This is a genomic window from Methylobacterium aquaticum (assembly GCF_016804325.1).
Classification (GTDB): Bacteria; Pseudomonadota; Alphaproteobacteria; order Rhizobiales; family Beijerinckiaceae; genus Methylobacterium; species Methylobacterium aquaticum_C.
In genome coordinates this window covers 6,610,989-6,626,012 of record NZ_CP043627.1, presented here as the reverse complement: position 1 = coordinate 6,626,012, position 15,024 = coordinate 6,610,989, and the positions used below count along the sequence as shown (strand labels likewise).

The 15,024-nt window shown below is 70.5% G+C and carries 13 protein-coding genes; 5 read left to right on the top strand and 8 right to left on the bottom strand.

Annotated features, from left to right (window positions below; translation table 11 throughout):
* Positions 1-392: 392 nt before the first annotated feature.
* Positions 393-1,592, bottom strand: coding sequence for a branched-chain amino acid ABC transporter substrate-binding protein (locus tag F1D61_RS30610; protein ID WP_203159352.1), 1,200 nt, complete (start codon positions 1,590-1,592; stop codon positions 393-395).
* A gap of 267 nt (positions 1,593-1,859) precedes the next feature.
* Between F1D61_RS30610 and F1D61_RS30605 the strand changes: the two genes are divergently transcribed.
* Complete coding sequence (locus F1D61_RS30605; RefSeq protein WP_203155683.1) at positions 1,860-2,714, top strand: IclR family transcriptional regulator; 855 nt, start codon at positions 1,860-1,862, stop codon at positions 2,712-2,714.
* Positions 2,715-2,718: 4 nt separating this feature from the next.
* Here F1D61_RS30605 and F1D61_RS30600 read toward each other — a convergent pair whose 3' ends face one another.
* Positions 2,719-3,048 (bottom strand): hypothetical protein, encoded by a 330-nt coding sequence (locus tag F1D61_RS30600; protein ID WP_203155682.1) that lies wholly within the window; start codon positions 3,046-3,048, stop codon positions 2,719-2,721.
* Positions 3,049-3,150: 102 nt separating this feature from the next.
* On the opposite strand from F1D61_RS30600, the gene F1D61_RS30595 reads away from it, so the two are divergent.
* Positions 3,151-4,053 (top strand): GGDEF domain-containing response regulator, encoded by a 903-nt coding sequence (locus F1D61_RS30595; RefSeq protein ID WP_203155681.1) that lies wholly within the window; start codon positions 3,151-3,153, stop codon positions 4,051-4,053.
* 335 nt (positions 4,054-4,388) lie between these two features.
* On the top strand, positions 4,389-5,048 hold the full coding sequence (locus F1D61_RS30590) for a LuxR C-terminal-related transcriptional regulator (RefSeq protein WP_203155680.1): 660 nt from the start codon (positions 4,389-4,391) through the stop codon (positions 5,046-5,048).
* A 57-nt stretch (positions 5,049-5,105) separates the two neighbouring features.
* On the opposite strand, the gene F1D61_RS30585 is transcribed toward F1D61_RS30590, so the two are convergent.
* Positions 5,106-6,362: a DNA topoisomerase IB gene (locus F1D61_RS30585; RefSeq protein ID WP_203155679.1), complete on the bottom strand. Its 1,257-nt coding sequence runs from the start codon at positions 6,360-6,362 to the stop codon at positions 5,106-5,108.
* Between the two features lie 144 nt (positions 6,363-6,506).
* Between F1D61_RS30585 and F1D61_RS30580 the strand changes: the two genes are divergently transcribed.
* The gene (locus F1D61_RS30580) at positions 6,507-7,658 is read left to right on the top strand and encodes a glycosyltransferase family 4 protein (RefSeq protein WP_203155678.1); all 1,152 of its coding nucleotides are present in this window, start codon (positions 6,507-6,509) and stop codon (positions 7,656-7,658) included.
* Positions 7,658-8,305 carry a class I SAM-dependent methyltransferase gene (locus tag F1D61_RS30575; protein ID WP_203155677.1) on the top strand — a complete coding sequence of 216 codons (648 nt, stop codon included), beginning with the start codon at positions 7,658-7,660 and terminating at the stop codon, positions 8,303-8,305. Before F1D61_RS30580 ends, F1D61_RS30575 begins: the two co-directional genes overlap by 1 nt.
* A gap of 124 nt (positions 8,306-8,429) precedes the next feature.
* Here F1D61_RS30575 and F1D61_RS30570 read toward each other — a convergent pair whose 3' ends face one another.
* The 5 genes from F1D61_RS30570 to F1D61_RS30550 all read right to left on the bottom strand — a co-directional run bounded on the left by F1D61_RS30570 (position 8,430) and on the right by F1D61_RS30550 (position 14,922).
* Complete coding sequence (locus F1D61_RS30570; RefSeq protein WP_203155676.1) at positions 8,430-10,121, bottom strand: methyl-accepting chemotaxis protein; 1,692 nt, start codon at positions 10,119-10,121, stop codon at positions 8,430-8,432.
* Between the two features lie 431 nt (positions 10,122-10,552).
* Positions 10,553-11,395, bottom strand: a complete 843-nt coding sequence (locus F1D61_RS30565; RefSeq protein WP_203155675.1) for an ABC transporter permease — start codon at positions 11,393-11,395, stop codon at positions 10,553-10,555.
* Positions 11,392-12,249 (bottom strand): ABC transporter permease, encoded by an 858-nt coding sequence (locus F1D61_RS30560; RefSeq protein WP_203159351.1) that lies wholly within the window; start codon positions 12,247-12,249, stop codon positions 11,392-11,394. The genes F1D61_RS30565 and F1D61_RS30560 overlap by 4 nt, the downstream gene beginning before the upstream one ends.
* Before the next feature lie 71 nt (positions 12,250-12,320).
* On the bottom strand, positions 12,321-13,388 hold the full coding sequence (locus tag F1D61_RS30555) for an ABC transporter ATP-binding protein (protein WP_203155674.1): 1,068 nt from the start codon (positions 13,386-13,388) through the stop codon (positions 12,321-12,323).
* A gap of 358 nt (positions 13,389-13,746) precedes the next feature.
* Positions 13,747-14,922 (bottom strand): ABC transporter substrate-binding protein, encoded by a 1,176-nt coding sequence (locus F1D61_RS30550; protein WP_203155673.1) that lies wholly within the window; start codon positions 14,920-14,922, stop codon positions 13,747-13,749.
* Positions 14,923-15,024 lie beyond the last annotated feature (102 nt).

Here is a 15,024-nt window from a genome sequence, read left to right as displayed (position 1 = left end):
TGCCGGTGCGGGGTGCCGAAAGGGCGGATGCGTGGCGGGAGGCACCCGCCGGACTTATGCCAACGGCCTGAGATGCCGACGCATCAATCCGTTGATCGATCTCCAAATCTCAACGCCGAGCCGGTCGCTTGGCACCGTCAGAGGATGGGACGCAGTCTACGACAACGTGGCCGGGCCGCCGCACCTGCCACTCCCACCCACAACCTCATCCTGAGGTGTCAGTCCATCGAGATGGACTGACCTTGAAGGAGGGCTCCAGGAATCGCAGCGACATCTGGAGCCCCCCTTCGAGGCCGCTACGCGGCACCTCAGGATGAGGTCGTGGATTGGGAAAGCTCAACGTGCACAGGGTTCCTGAAGCCCCAGCCGATCGAGGCGCCTTGCCTTTGGCCTCAGCTCGGCCGGTCCATCTTGCAGGTCGTCGGCAGCAGGGTGTCCTTGGCCTCGACCACGCCGTCGCCGGTCCAGCCCCAGCCGGTATTCTCGCTGTCGAGGACCTTCGATGTGTCGACGGGCCCGAAGCGCGAGATGTAGATCGGCTGGAAGATCTGGTGATCGTCCGGACGGATGAAGCTGTCCTTGCCGTAGAGCGTGTCCTGGTGGATCGAATCCATCGCCTTGGCGATGGCCTTCGGATCGGTCGACTTGGCGGCAAGCGTCGCCTTGGCCAGCACGTTCATCAGGTTGACGACCCGCGGATAGGTCAGTTCCTGGCCGGTCTTGGCGCGGAAGGCGGTCTCGAAGTCGTGGCCGGGCTTGTAGTCGATGTTGGCGTAGCCCTCGGAGATCTGGAACACCCGGTCGGGGAGGTTGGCCTGCTTGATCGCAGTCGGACCGCCGCTGCCGCCGCCGTAATAGGTGTAGAAATGGGCCTGGAGCCCGGCATCGCCAGCGGCCTTGAGCAGGAGCGCCATGTCCTGCGCCCAGTTGCCGGTGATCACCGTGTCGGCGCCGGACGCCTTGATCTTGGCGATGTAGGGCGAGAAGTCGTTGACCTTCTGCAGCGGCGCCACCTCGTCGCCGACGATCTGGATGTCGGGCCGCTTCTCCTTCAGCATCGCCCTCGCTGCCGCACGCACCGCCTGGCCGTGCGAGTAGTCCTGGTTGATGAGGTAGACCTTCTTGATCTCCGGCTTGCCCTTGATGTAGTTGGTCAGGGCCGCCATCTTGATGTCGGAATTGGCATCGAACCGGAAGTGCCAGTAATTGCACTTGGCGTTTGTCAGCGCCGGATCGACCGCGGCATAGTTGAGATACAGGATCTCCTTGCCGGGATTGCGATCGTTGTACTTGCCGACGAAATCGATCAGCGCGGCGCCGACCGAGGAGCCGTTGCCCTGCACCACCACGCGGGCGCCGGAATCGATCGCCTTCTGGAGCTGGACCAGGCTCTCCTGCGGGTTGAGCTTGTTGTCGTAGCCCATCACCTCGAACTTGAGGTCGGCGTTCTTGGCGTTGAGCTGGTCGGCCATGAACTGGAAGGTCTTCAGCCCGGCCTCGCCGGTGCTGGCCCCGCCGCCGGAGAGCGGATCGACGAAGGCGATCTTCAGGCTCATCGGCGCGGCGAGCGCAGTCGAGGCCGCCAGGGCCATGAGGCCGGCGGCCGTGATGCGCGCGAGGGTCTTGACCAAGGCGTCCTCCTGGAATGGCGTTCCCGAGTTCTTGCAGCGCGCCGTATTCGGCATCGCCCGGGGTCCTTTGCCCCCTTGGACTGACAGTGCCTCCCCATCCGGGGCCGGTCAAGACGCGAAATGACGATCCGCATCGCGAAACATGTTGCCGAGCCGGCGCCGTGCCGTCACCCTAGGGACGGCCCGGACGAGAGGCTCGGCGACAGGGCGCGGGAGGGAGGCGGCAGCATGGCACAGGCGGTGGCGGCGCGCGCCAAAGCGATCACGCAGGACACGATCGTCGAAAGCCCGATCGGTCGGAATCCAGCCGAGCCGGAGGACGGCGACCGGCAATTCGTCACCGCGCTCGCCCGCGGGCTCCAGGTCCTGCGCGCCTTCCGGGACGCGGCCGAGATGCTGGGCAACCGCGAGATCGCGTCCCGCACCGGCCTGCCGAAGCCCACCGTCTCGCGCCTGACCCACACGCTGCTTTCCCTCGGCTACCTGGTGCACGACCCGGAGGGGGAGCGCTACGGCCTCGGGCCCGCGGTGCTGGCGCTGAGTTCCGCCTTCCTGCGCCAGAACTCGTTCCCGCAGATGGTGAAGCCGTTCCTGCAGGATCTCGCCACCGCCGTGCAGGCGCACGTGGCGCTCGGCCTCCTCGACGGGCTGTCGAGCGTCTACGTCCAGCTCTGGCGCGGCGAGGGCCAGCGCATCGTGCTGTCGAGCGAGGTCGGCTACCGCCTGCCGCTCGCCCGCAGCGCCATGGGCATGGCGACCCTGTCGAGCCTCGACGAGGCGGAGCGCACCGCGCTGATGACCCGCCTGCGCCGCGACGGCGCCGATGCGGGGCGGCTGGAGCAGACCTATCGCCGCTGCGCCGCCGAGATCGCCGAGCACGGCTTCTGCGTCGGCATCGGCATCTGGCACCAGGACATCAACGCCGTCGCCGCCCCGATCCAGGCCCCCGGCGGACGGGGCCACTTCGCCCTCAACATCAGCGGCCCGGCCTTCCTGCTCACCGAGGAGGTGCTGCGCAAGGATACCGGGCCGAAGCTGGTGGAGACGGTCGAGCGGATGCGCGCGCTGGGCATCGTCGATTGAGGGCTCAGCCTTCGTCGAGGCCCGCGAACCACGCCGCATAGGGCGTGTTGCGGGCGAGGTGCCGGTTGTAGTCGGGCGCCCCGTCGGTCCACCAGGGGGGTCCCCGCTCGCCCAGGCCGTGCTTGGCCGCATCGACCGCCGCGCGGGCGCTCGCCAGGGCCGCACCGCCCTCCCCCTTGGCGGCGCGGACCGCGCGGCGGGCCCGCATCAGGTCCTGCACCAGGGCCTCGCGCCGCTCGGCCGTCAGGCCTGGGTCGGAGCGGCGCCACAGCCGCCCGCGCACCACGATGTAGCGCCCGTCCGGCGTGGTCGGAACAGTCTTGCGCGCCGTCACGGTAAGATCGCCGCCCGCGTAGGCTGTCTTGAGGCGGCGTTAAACCTTCGCGCCCAAGATCGTCGCGGGAAGCGGGGGTCCATCCTCCTGCCTGGGGGCGCCATGCACATCGTCGTCGTCGATCCGAGCCGGGTGGTGCTCAAGGTCATCAGCGGGCTCCTGACGCCCCGCGGCCATACCGTGGACGCGTTCACGGATTCGCGCGAGGCGCTCGATTTCGTCACCGACAACGCGTCGGTCACCGCCTTGATCACCAGCCTCGAGGTCCGCCCCCTCGGCGGCCTGGAGCTGTGCTGGTCGGCCCGGCTGCTCGCGGATGCGCATCGGCCGCTCTACATCATCACCATGTCGTCGGCCCGCAACGCCCGCAACCTGTCGGAGGCTCTGGACAGCGGCTCGGACGACTTCATCGACAAGCCGCCGAGCCCGGAAGAGCTCTATGCCCGCCTGCGCGCCGCCGAGCGGATGACCGGGATGCAGCGGGAGCTGATTCGCCTCGCCGAGACCGACGCGCTGACCGGGCTCCTCAACCGCCGCGCCTTCCTGCAACGGGTCGGCGACATGACCGACCGGGCCGGCGCCCACGGCCGGGTGGGGATGGTCGTGGTCGACATCGACCACTTCAAGACCATCAACGACCAGCACGGCCACGATGTCGGCGACACGGCGATCCGGGGCGTCGCCGCCGAGCTGCTGACGGAGGCCGGCGGCGTCGCCGGGCGCATCGGCGGCGAGGAATTCGCCCTGGCGCTGCCGGGACGTACCCTGGAGGAAGCCGAGGCCGCCGCCGGGCGCCTGCGGCTGCGCTGCACGCAGCTGCGCTTCAAGGGCCAGCGCGGCCCGGTGCAGCTCACCGCGAGCTTCGGCGTCAGCGCCTGGTCGGAGGGCGAGACCGTCGGCGGCCTGCTCAAGCGCGCCGACATCGCCCTCTACGAGGCCAAGAGCACCGGCCGCAACCGGGTCGTCTCGGCGGCCACCGACCTGATCCTGGCGCGGGCGGGGTGAGACACGGGTGGGTCGCGCCGTCAGGGAGCCCACCCCCTCCGGCTCGTCGGCGCGCCATCCCGGCCTGACCCAATGCGGGAAAATACCGAGGCCCGCGTTCCAAACTGGTCCGGATTCCCGCGGCGTGCCGCCCTGGTCGCGGGCCCCCTTCGGCCAGACTCTCGCGACATCCTGCCGCGGAGTCGGTCTACCTAGGCATTCCGCCCCTCGGGCGCGCCGTACCGATGCCGCAAAGTCCATCCGCGGCCGCCCTCCTCGGCGGAAGTGGAACGGGGCTTGATCCGTCTCCTCCATGGACACCGCGCCTGTATCGCGCTGGGACGGAGGCAAACGGCATGAGTGACGCCGCCAGGGTTCTGATCATCAACGAGCCGTCGGATCTCGGCGCCTCCTTCCGGGCGACGCTGGAACACAGCCCGGCCCTGCGCACGGTGGGCGAGGAGGAGCTGGAGGATGCAGGCACGACCTGCGTCGTCCTGGCCTTCGCACCCGAATACGGCCCGGAGGCCGTGGCCGCCTTGCGTGAGCGGGCGCCGGAGGCCCGGATCCTGGTGGCGTTCAAGGCCGCCGACGCCGCCGGGATCGGCCGGCTCGTCGCCGCCGGCGCCGACGCCTTCGTGGCGCGCTGCGCCCCCCCGCAGGACATCTGCGCGACGATCCTGGCGCTCGCCCACGGGCTGCCGCTGCACGAGGGCGAGGCGGAGACACCGGCCCCGGAGGCCGCCGCCGAGAGCCTGGGCCTCACCCCGCGGGAGGCCGAGGTGCTGCGCTTCCTCTCCGCCGGCTTCAGCAACAAGGAGGTGGCGCGCCGCCTCACGGTCAGCGTGCGCACCGTCGAGACCCACCGGCTCAACCTGCGCCGCAAGACCAAGACCGGCCGGCTCAAGGACCTGGTGCAGCTCGCCCGGCAGATCGGCCTGGCGCCGGTGCTGGACGGCGAGGCCCGGCCCCTGCGGCGCATCGCCCACGAGGCGCACCGCGTCGTCCCTCACTGAGGGGCGGCGCGGGACCGGGCGGTCCTCGAGAGGACCGCCATCGTCTTGTCGGCCGGCTCAGGCGGCCTTGCGGGCTCCCGCCTTGCCCGAGCGGGTCTTCTCGGATCGCCGGGATTGTCCGGACGACGACGAGCCGCCCTTGACCGAACGCCCCGTCGTCTTCGCGCCCTTCTTGGCATCGGCCTTGGCGCGCGCCGTCTTCACCCCGGCCTTCGTCTCCTGCTCGACACGGGCGAGGCGGCCCTGGAGCAGGCCGAGCACCGCCGTCTCCTCGGGCCGCAGGGAGGCGATCTCGTCGCGGAGCGCCGCCTGGACCTCGTCCTTGACCTGGAGCAGCAATTCGCCCTCGAGGTAGCAGCCGAGGATCTCCGGGTGGACGTAGCACTTGCGGCAGATGGTCGGCGTGTTGCCGAGCCGCTCCGCCACCCGCTCGATCGCCGCGCGCACGTTGCGCTTGGCCTTGGCCTCGCTGTCGAAGGCCTCGAATTCGCGGAGCGCCATGGCGGCCAGCACCGTGCCGGACCAGGTGCGAAAGTCCTTGGCGGTGATGTCGCGCCCGGTGATCTCGCGCAGGTAGGCGTTCACGTCGGCCGAGGTCACGTCGCGCTGCACCCCGTCCTCGTCGAGGTACTGGAACAGCTCCTGGCCGGGCAGGTCCTGGCAGGCCTTGACGATCTTGGCCACCCGGCGGTCGTGGATCGCCAGTTCCCAGACCTTGTTGCTCTTGCCCTTGAAGCGGAACCTGAGCTCCCTGCCCTCCACCTTCACGTGCGGGTCGCGCAGGGTAGTGAGGCCGTAGCTCTTGTTCTGCTTAGCATAGTCGTCGTTGCCGACCCGGATCAGGGTGGTCTCGAGGAGATGCACCACGGTGGCGAGCACCTTCTCGCGCGGCAGACCGCGCCGGCCCATATGCTCCTGCACCGTCGCGCGGATGCCGGGCAGCACCTCCGCAAAGGTCATCATGTGGGCGAACTTGGTGCTCTCCCGCGCCTGGCGGAATTCGGGATGGTAGCGGTACTGCTTGCGGCCGCGGGCGTCGCGCCCGGTCGCCTGGATGTGGCCGTTGGCGTGGCGGCAGATCCACACGTCGGTATAGGCCGGCGGGATCGCCAGGGCCTTGATCCGCGCCAGCGCCTTGGCATCCTGCACCTTGGCGCCCTTGGCATCGACGTAGGCGAAGCCGCGCCCGTTGCGCTTGCGGCGATAGCCGGGCTCCTCGTCGCTGACGTAGGCCAGGCCCGCCTCGCGGGCGGCGTCGCGGGTATCGACGCGATCCTCGGCGGCCGATTCCGCCATCTCGGGATCCGACAGCATGGGGGTCACGACCTCGCAGGCTCTCCAGGTCGATCTCAACCGGCGCGCGGCCGTCCCGGTTCCTGCCGGCCCGGGGCATGGCCGACGGTATCCCGGCGCGGCGCCAGGCTGTAGGGAGGGGGCTCGACGAGGGGGAGAGACCGGGTGCAGCCACAGGACGCGAACCGGGAGGAGAAGCGGGCGCACATCGCCTTCGTGGTCACCGAGGATTGGTTCTTCGCCTCGCATTTCCTGCCGATGGCCCGCGCGGCGGTGGCGGCCGGCCACCCCGTCTCGGTCGTCACCCGGGTGCGGGCCCATCGCGACGCGATCGCCGCGACCGGCGCCCGGGTGGTCGAACTCGAGGCCGAGCGGTCGAGCCTCAACCCGATGGCGGCGGGCTACGCCGCCGGCCAGCTCGCGGCGATCCTGAAGGCCCTGAAGGCCGACATCGTCCACTGCATCGCGTTGCGCGGCATCCTGGTCGGCGGTGCGGCGGCCGTGCTCGCCGGCATCCCGTCCCGGGTCTACGCGCTGACCGGCCTCGGGCTGATCGGCGCCCGGCAGGACCGGACCGGGCGCCTCGCCCGCACCGCCCTGCGGCTCCTGATCCGCGGCCCCCTGGAGACGGCGCGCACCCGCTACCTGTTCGAGAACCCGGACGACGCCCGGCTGCTGGGCCTCGACCCCGACAACCCCCGCGTCACGATCGTCGGCGGTGCCGGCATCGACCCGGACGCCTGGGCGCCGCAACCCCTGCCGCCGCAGCCCCCGCTGCGGATCGCGCTCACCGCCCGGATGCTGTGGTCGAAGGGGGTCGACACGGCGGTGGAGGCCGCGCGCCTCGCGAAGGCCGAGGGCGTGAACCTCGAATTGTCGCTCTACGGTGCCCCCGACCCGTCGAACCGCCGGGCGATCCCCGAGGCCACCCTGCGGGACTGGTCGCGGGACGGCGTCGCCTGGCACGGCGCCACCGGCGACGTCGCCGCGGTCCTGGCCCGGGCCCATGTCGCCTGCCTGCCCTCGCGGGGCGGCGAGGGGCTGCCGCGGGCGCTCCTCGAAGCCGCGGCCGGCGGGCGGGCGATCCTCACCACCGACGTGCCGGGCTGCCGGACCCTGGTGCGGGACGGGATCGAGGGGCTGGTCGTCCCGCCGGACGATTCCAAGGCGCTCGCCGCCGCGATGGTGCGGCTCGCCGCCGACCCGGCCCTCGTCGCCCGGATGGGCGCGGCGGCCCGGGCCCGCATCGTCGAGGGCGGCTTCACCGAGGCGGCAGTGACGCGGGCCGTGTTGCGGCTCTACGCGGACCTCGCCTGATGGACCCCCTCGCCTTCATCCGCGCCCACACGGCCTTGCGCCCGGTGCCGCACGCCCCCGCCATCCGCCTGCACGTCGCCGACGAGGCGACGGAATTGTGGGGCCGCACCGAGGAGGAACTCGGCGAGATCGGCCTGCCGCCGCCGTTCTGGGCCTTCGCCTGGGCCGGCGGCCAGGCGCTCGCGGCCTACCTGCTGGCAAACCCGGAGACGGTGGCCGGCGCCCGGGTGCTCGACTTCGCCTCGGGCTCCGGCCTCGTCGCCATCGCGGCCGCGATGGCGGGGGCGGCGTCGGTCGAGGCGAGCGACCTCGACCCCTTCGCGCTGGCGGCGATCGGCCTCAACGCGGCCGAGAACGGCGTCGCGGATCGGATCACCGCGATAAGCGCCGACCTGATCGGCCGCGACGAGGGCTGGGACTGCGTGCTCGCCGCCGACATCTTCTACGAGCGCGACCTCGCCGCGCGGGTCGGCGACTGGCTGGCCGGCCTGCACGCCCGCGGCGCCCGGGTGCTGGTGGGCGATCCCGGCCGCGCCTACCTGCCGAAGGACCGGCTGGACACCCTCGCGACCTACGAGGTTCCGGTGACCCGGGCGCTGGAGGATTCCGAGATCAAGCGGACGGGGGTATGGCGGTTCCGGGGGTGAGGGGATCGAGACCGTGCCGATCCCCGGCTCTCCCCCTCTCGGCTAAGTGCGCCCCACAAAACTCCCGTTGCACCGACGCTGCCACAGCGAGCGACGACGGCGATCGGGAGTTTTGTGAGAGACACTAAGCCGCCCGGACCTCGTCCAGGAAGCTGCGGACCGCCCGGCTGAGCCCGTCGGACCGCACCGCGAGGGTGCGCGCGGCGCCGAGAACCTGTGTCGCGGCCGATCCGGTCTCGCTCGCCCCGGCGCGCACCGACCCGATATGGCCCGTGACCTGCCGGGTGCCCTGCGCGGCCTCCTGGACGTTCCGGGCGATCTCGCGCGTGGCCGCGCCCTGCTCCTCGATCGCCGAGGCGATGTGGGTGGCGATGCCGGACATGTCGTCGATCGTGCGGCTCACGCCCTGGACCGCCTCGACCGCGCCGCGGGTGGCGGACTGGATCGCGCCGATCCGGGCGGTAATCTCCTGGGTCGCCCGGGCGGTCTGCTCGGCCAGCGTCTTGACCTCGGCGGCCACCACCGCGAAGCCGCGTCCGGCTTCGCCGGCCCGGGCCGCCTCGATGGTGGCGTTCAGCGCCAGGAGGTTGGTCTGGCTCGCCACGCCCGAGATCAGACCCGCCGCGGCGCCGATCCGGTCGGCGCTGTCCGACAATTCCCGGATGATGGTGCCGGTCTCCTGCGCCCGCGCGATGGCCGAGGCGGCGATTCCGACCGAATGCGTCACCTGCCCGCTGATCTCCTGGACGGAGGCCGCCATCTCCTCGGTCGCGCTCGCGACCTGCTGCACGTTGCCCGATGTCTGCTCGGCGGCCACCGAGACGTTGGTCGCGAGCGTGGTGGTCTGCGCGGCGATCTCCGTCATCGAGGCGGCGGTGGCCTCCATCTCGGTCGCGGCGGCCGCCAGTTCCTCGGTGAGCGCGCCGGCCTCGGTCTCGAAGCCGCGGGTGATCCGGTCGAGGATCTCGGCCCGGCGCATCTTGGCGGCGTCGGCCTCGGCCTGCAGGGCCGCCAGCCGCCGGGCCTCGATGCTCGCCTCCTTGAAGACCTGCACGGCATCGGCGATCTGGCCGATCTCGTTCGGCTCGCCCTGATGCGGGATCGCGACCGAGAGGTCGCCGGCCGCGAGTTTGCGCATCGGCCCCAGGACGGCACGGACGCTGGCCGAGATACTGCGCACGATCAGCGTTCCCAGCGAGGTGGCAAGCACGAGCGCGACGACGCCGATCGCCAGCATGAGCCGACGGGCATCGGATGCGGTGACCTCCCCTTCGGCGACGGCCTTCCGGCCGTTGTCGTTGTTGAGGGCGACGATCCTCTCGAGCGTCTCGGAGGCCGCCTTGATGTGAGGGCGGACGCTGACGAGGTTCTCGCGCATCGCCAGATCCTTGCGCCCCGTTCGCGAGTGTTCCAGCACCGCCGGGATGGCCGCGAGGTAGCTCTTCCATTCGCGATCGAACGCATCGAAGAGGTCACGCTCCGCCGCACCATCGACGAGACGCTCGTAGTGGTGCATCGCGGCGGTCACGGCCTCGGTCTTCTGCGACAGGGCCGCCTCCTCGGTCCGCATCCGCGCGGGGTCGGAGTAGAGGATGTGGTTGACGACGCTGACCCGCACATCGATCACGTTGCCGCGCAGCTCGCCGGCATATCGCACGCTGGGCAGCGCGTTGTTGCCGAGGCGGCTCTGGTCGTCGGCAAGAGTGCCGACGGCATGCAGGCCGACGCCGTTCACGACGAGCAGACAGACGATCAGGACGCCGAGGACACCGGCAATCCGGTGCCTGATCGACAGTTTCGCGAACCAGGATGTCATCGGCCGAGCGCAGCTCCGGGGAAGAGCGGCGAGCATGAATGGCCGGCTATAAATTTTCGCTAATTCGGCGCTTGTCGCTTCGCCATTCCGATACGCAGTCGGGCAATCGAAGATTGCATTACCGTAAGATGTGTCCCGTCATGCCGCAACGTCCATTCTGGCGCGGGCGCAAGCTCGTCGCGGGCGACGGAGCCGGGCGAGGCTGGATTCAGAAGGATCGGCGTCCGGACAGGAGGGCCGGGCATCGGAGACGGTTCGGGTTGGCCGACCGACGCGAGACCCTCGCCGTCATCCCGGGACCGCGGCAGCGGAACCCGGGATGACGGCGAGAGATGCCGGCCCGTGTGCCAGATCGAGCGGCGCAAACCGCCCAAACACGCTCTCCACATCCCGTCTGGACCTTCGCACCGAGCCCGGGCCGAAGACCGGCCTCAATGCGCGCTCTGCTGCTTGGCCCGCGCCACGATCTGCGTCGGGTTGACGAAGCGCAAGGCGATCACGAGCCAGACCAGCGTCACCGCCATGTAGACCACCGCCATCGCGTCGATCGACTGCCCGGCGCGCACGCCCGCGGCGAAGACCGCGTAGTAGAGCGCCACCACCAGGGTCTGGCTCGTCGGCCCCGCGACCAGGAAGGTCAGCTCGAACATCGCGATGGTGCGCACCAGCACCAGCAGAAGCGCCGCCAGGATGCCCGGGATGAGGAGCGGCAGCAGCACCCGCAGGAAGAGCTGGCGCGTGCCGGCGCCGAAGACCCGGGCCGCCGCCTCGATGCGCGGGTCGATCTGCTCGATGAACGGGATCATCACCAGCACCACGAAGGGCACGCTCGGCACGAGGTTGGCGAGCACCACGCCCCAGAGCGTGCCGGCGAGCCCCGCCCGGTAGAGCACGGTGGCGAGCGGGATGCCGTAGGTGATCGGCGGCACCAGGAGCGGCAGCAGGAAGACCAGCATCACCAGCCGCTTGCCCGGAAAGTCGCGTCGCGCCAGGGCATAGGCCGCCGTGACCCCGAGGAGCCCCGACAGGAAGACCACCAGGAACACCACCTGGAGGGTCACCACCAGCACGTCGCCGAGCTGGAACTCGTCCCAGGCCGAGGCGTACCAGCGGGTGGTGAGGCCGAGCGGCAGCCAGGTGCCGAGCCAGCGCGTGGCGAAGGAGTTGAGCACCACCGCGGCGATCATCGCCAGGAGGTTGAGGCAGAACAGCAGCGTGACGGCCCAGACCGCCATCCGCCACAGGCGCGAGCCGAGGCCGGTGTCGCGGATCATCCCTTGGTGCCTCCGACCGGGCCGGTATAGAGCAGCGTGCGGCCCCAGAGCAGCAGGCCGACGATGGCGAGCTGCACCGCCGCCATGATCATCGCGATCGCCGAGGCGAGCGAGTAATCGTATTCCTCGAACGCCGCCTGGTAGGCCGCGATCGAGATCACCCGCGTGGAGCCGGCCGGGGCGCCGAGCAGCACGGCGGAGGGAAACACCGAGAAGGCCTGGACGAAGGACAGGCAGAAGGTCACGGCAAGTCCCGGCAGGATCAGCGGCAGGATCACCGTCCTGAAGCGCTGCCAGGCATTCGCCCCGTGGGTCGCCGCCGCCTGCTCCAGCGCCGGATCGATGCCGGTGACGGAGGAGAGCGTGAGCAGGAAGGCGAACGGGAAGCCGGTGATGAGGAGCGAGGCGAACACGCCCCAGTAATTGTTGGTGAGCTTGAGCGGCCCGGCGATCACCCCGAGCCAGACCAGCGAGCGGTTGAACCAGCCCTGCGGCCCGAGGAAGTTCAGCAGGCCCTCGGCCACCAGCACCGTGCCGAGGGTGATCGGCAGGACCAGGATGGTGGTGAGCAGGCGCTGGCTGCGCATCAGCCGCACGCGCAAGGCGATCGGGACCGCGAGCGCCAGGTTGAGCAGCGTCACGGGGAGCGCGAGGCGCAACGTCGCGCCGATCGTGTCGGTGAGGAACGGGTCGGAGAAGAAGCGGGCGTAGTTCGCCCACCACGCCCCGGCCTTCGGCTGCAACGACAGCACCAAGCCGTAGGCGAAGGGATAGACGAACAGGCCGAGGATCGCGAGGAGCGCCGGCAGCACCAGGAGCGTGGTGCCGTCGAGGCCCCGGGCGGCGAGCCGCACCGAGAGCGGCGGCGCCTCCTCGCGGGCCGGGGCGGCCTTCGAGAGCGAGGCCTTGGGGAGCGAGGCCGAGGTCACGCCGCCTCCCCGGGGAAGACCAGGACCCGCGGCGGGGCGGCGGCGAGGCGCAGCAGCTCGTCCTGCGCCACCGCGCGGTCGGAGCGGAAAAAGAGTTCGGTCCCGTCCTGCGCCACGGCGGTGCCGAAGAAGGCCCGGCCGCGATATTCCACGCTGGCGACCCGGGCCGGCAGGCCGTCGGCCGCGATGGTCAGGTCCTCCGGGCGGATCGCCGCGACCGCAGGCGCGCCGGGGCTCAAAGCGTCCCGCAGGGTGCCGGCGAGCCGGGTGCCGCAGATCTCGATCTCGGCCCGGTCGCCGCTCACGGCGACGGTCCGGCCGCGCAGGCGATTGCGGAATCCCATGAAGTCGGCGACGTCCGGGTGGCTCGGGCGCTCGTAGAGGTCCTCCGGCGTGCCGACCTGGCGGATGCGCCCGTCGCGCATCACCACGACCCGGTCGGCCATCGACAGGGCCTCGTCCTGGTCGTGGGTGACGTAGATCGTGGTCGAGCCGATGGCGTCGTGAATGCGCCGGATCTCGGCCCGCATCTCCAGGCGCAGCTTGGCGTCGAGGTTCGACAGCGGCTCGTCCATCAGCACCACCGGCGGCTCGATCACGATCGCCCGGGCGATGGCGACGCGCTGCTGCTGGCCGCCGGACATCTGGCCCGGCAGCTTGGCGGCCTGCGACTGCAGCCGCACCAGCGCCAGCGCATCGTCGACCCGGCGTGCGGCCGCCTCGCCCTTGATGCCCCGCATGGCGAGGCCGAAGCCGACATTCTTCGCCACATTCATGTGCGGGAAGAGCGCGTAGCTCTGGAACACCATGCCGAAGCCGCGCTCCTCGGGCTTCAGCCGGTCGATCCGGCGCTCGCCGAGATGGATCGACCCGCCGGTGAGCGGCAGCAGCCCGGCGATGCAGTTGAGCGCCGTCGACTTGCCGCAGCCCGACGGCCCGAGCAGCGCGATGAACTCGCCGCCCCGGATCGTGAGGTCGAGCCCGTCCAGCGCGGTCATCGCGCCGAACCGGCGGCTCAGGCCGCTCAATGACAGGTCCTGCGGCGCCTCGTGATGGCGTGCCATCGGTGTCCTCTCCTGCCGTATCGCCTCTTCCGGGCGACCGTTGCGGCGTTAGAGCATTTCCCGACGAAGCGGAGACTGGCTCGTCATAGAAAATGCAGCAAAATAAAAGATATAGAGTAGCGACCAGTTGTAACGCCACTGTACAAGACGGGACGGTTCATGTGCGGCACCGGCCTTATCCCACCCGCGACCTCATCCTGAGGTGCCGGAGCAGAGCGGAGGCCTCGAAGGAGGGCTCCAGTTGGCTCGGAGACTTCTGGAGCCCTCCTTCGAGGTCAGTCGATCTCCGATGGACCGACACCTGAGGATGAGGTTGCGGGTGGGATAGGGCCGGACGCCGTCGTGTATCGGACGCGGCTCACCGCTTCTTGCCGGAACCGACCTGCTCGTCCCAGCGGCGGAAGGCCACCACCATCTTGTCGGCGTCGAGGGGCATCTCGATCGGGTGGTCGGCGATCATCTTGTCGTATTCCGGCCGACCGAATTCCTTGAGCGCCGCGCGGCTCTCCGGCGGCGCCATGTCGAGGGTGACGCCCTTCACGGCCGGGCCGGGATAGAAGTAGCCCTCGTCGTAGGTATAGGCCTGCTGCGCCGGCTGGAGCAGGAAGGCCATCAGGTCGAGGATGACCGCCAGCTTCTCCTCGGGCACGCCCTTCGGCACCGCCATGTAATGGGCGTCCGCCACCCACCTGAAATTCTTGAGCGCCCCGACCTTGGCCTCGGCCGGCACCACGCCGAGCACCCGGGGATTGATGTCCCAGCCGGTGGTCGAGACCACGATGTCGCGGCTGCCCTCGCCGAGCTCCTTCATCGTCTGCGAGGTGCCGCCCGGGTAGTAGTCGACCGTCTCGCCGATCGCCTTCAGGTACTCCCAGGTCTTGTCCCAGCCCTTGTCCGGGTCGGTCGGGTTCGCGTCGCCGAGGATGTAGGGCAGGCCCATGATCCAGGTGCGGCCGGGACCGGAATTGGCCGGCCGGGCATACATGAACTTGCCCTTGTTCTGGCGCGCCCAGGCCAGAAGCTCGTCCGCCGTCGTCGGCACCGTCTTCACCCGCTCGGGCATGTACTCGATCAGCGGGCCCGAGGGATACCAGGCGACGCACAGGCCCTGGCCCTGCGCCAGGCCGTTCAGCCGGAGCGCGGCGGGCTGGTAGATGTCGGCGGGCTTCGGCAGCTGGCCGGCATAGGGCTTGAGATCGACCCACAGCTTCTGCTCGATGCCGGCGGCGATGCCGTCGGTCCCGGTGAGCACGAGGTCGATGTCGACCCGGCCGGCGGCCTGCTGCGCCTTGAGCTTCGAGGGCAGTTCCGGCGCCGGCGCCTTGGTGAAGGCGAAGCGCGAGACGATGCCGGGCTTTGCCCGGCGATAGGCCTCGATCGCCTTCTGGGTCAGCGCCAGGTTGCCCGCCACGTCGACCACCGTGACGACCACGGGCGATTTCGGCAGGGCCAGATCGGCCCGGGCGCGACCGCCGAGGACGAGCCCCGCCCCGGCCACGAGCCCCGCGACCGCCTTGCGGCGTGTGATCGTCATGTTTCCCCCGTCTTGCTGCGCGCGGGCTCTGCCGGCCCTTGATCGGGTACGGATCGCTCCGTACTTTCGTCCATTGGTGCACTAATATTTTAGGGCGTCAAG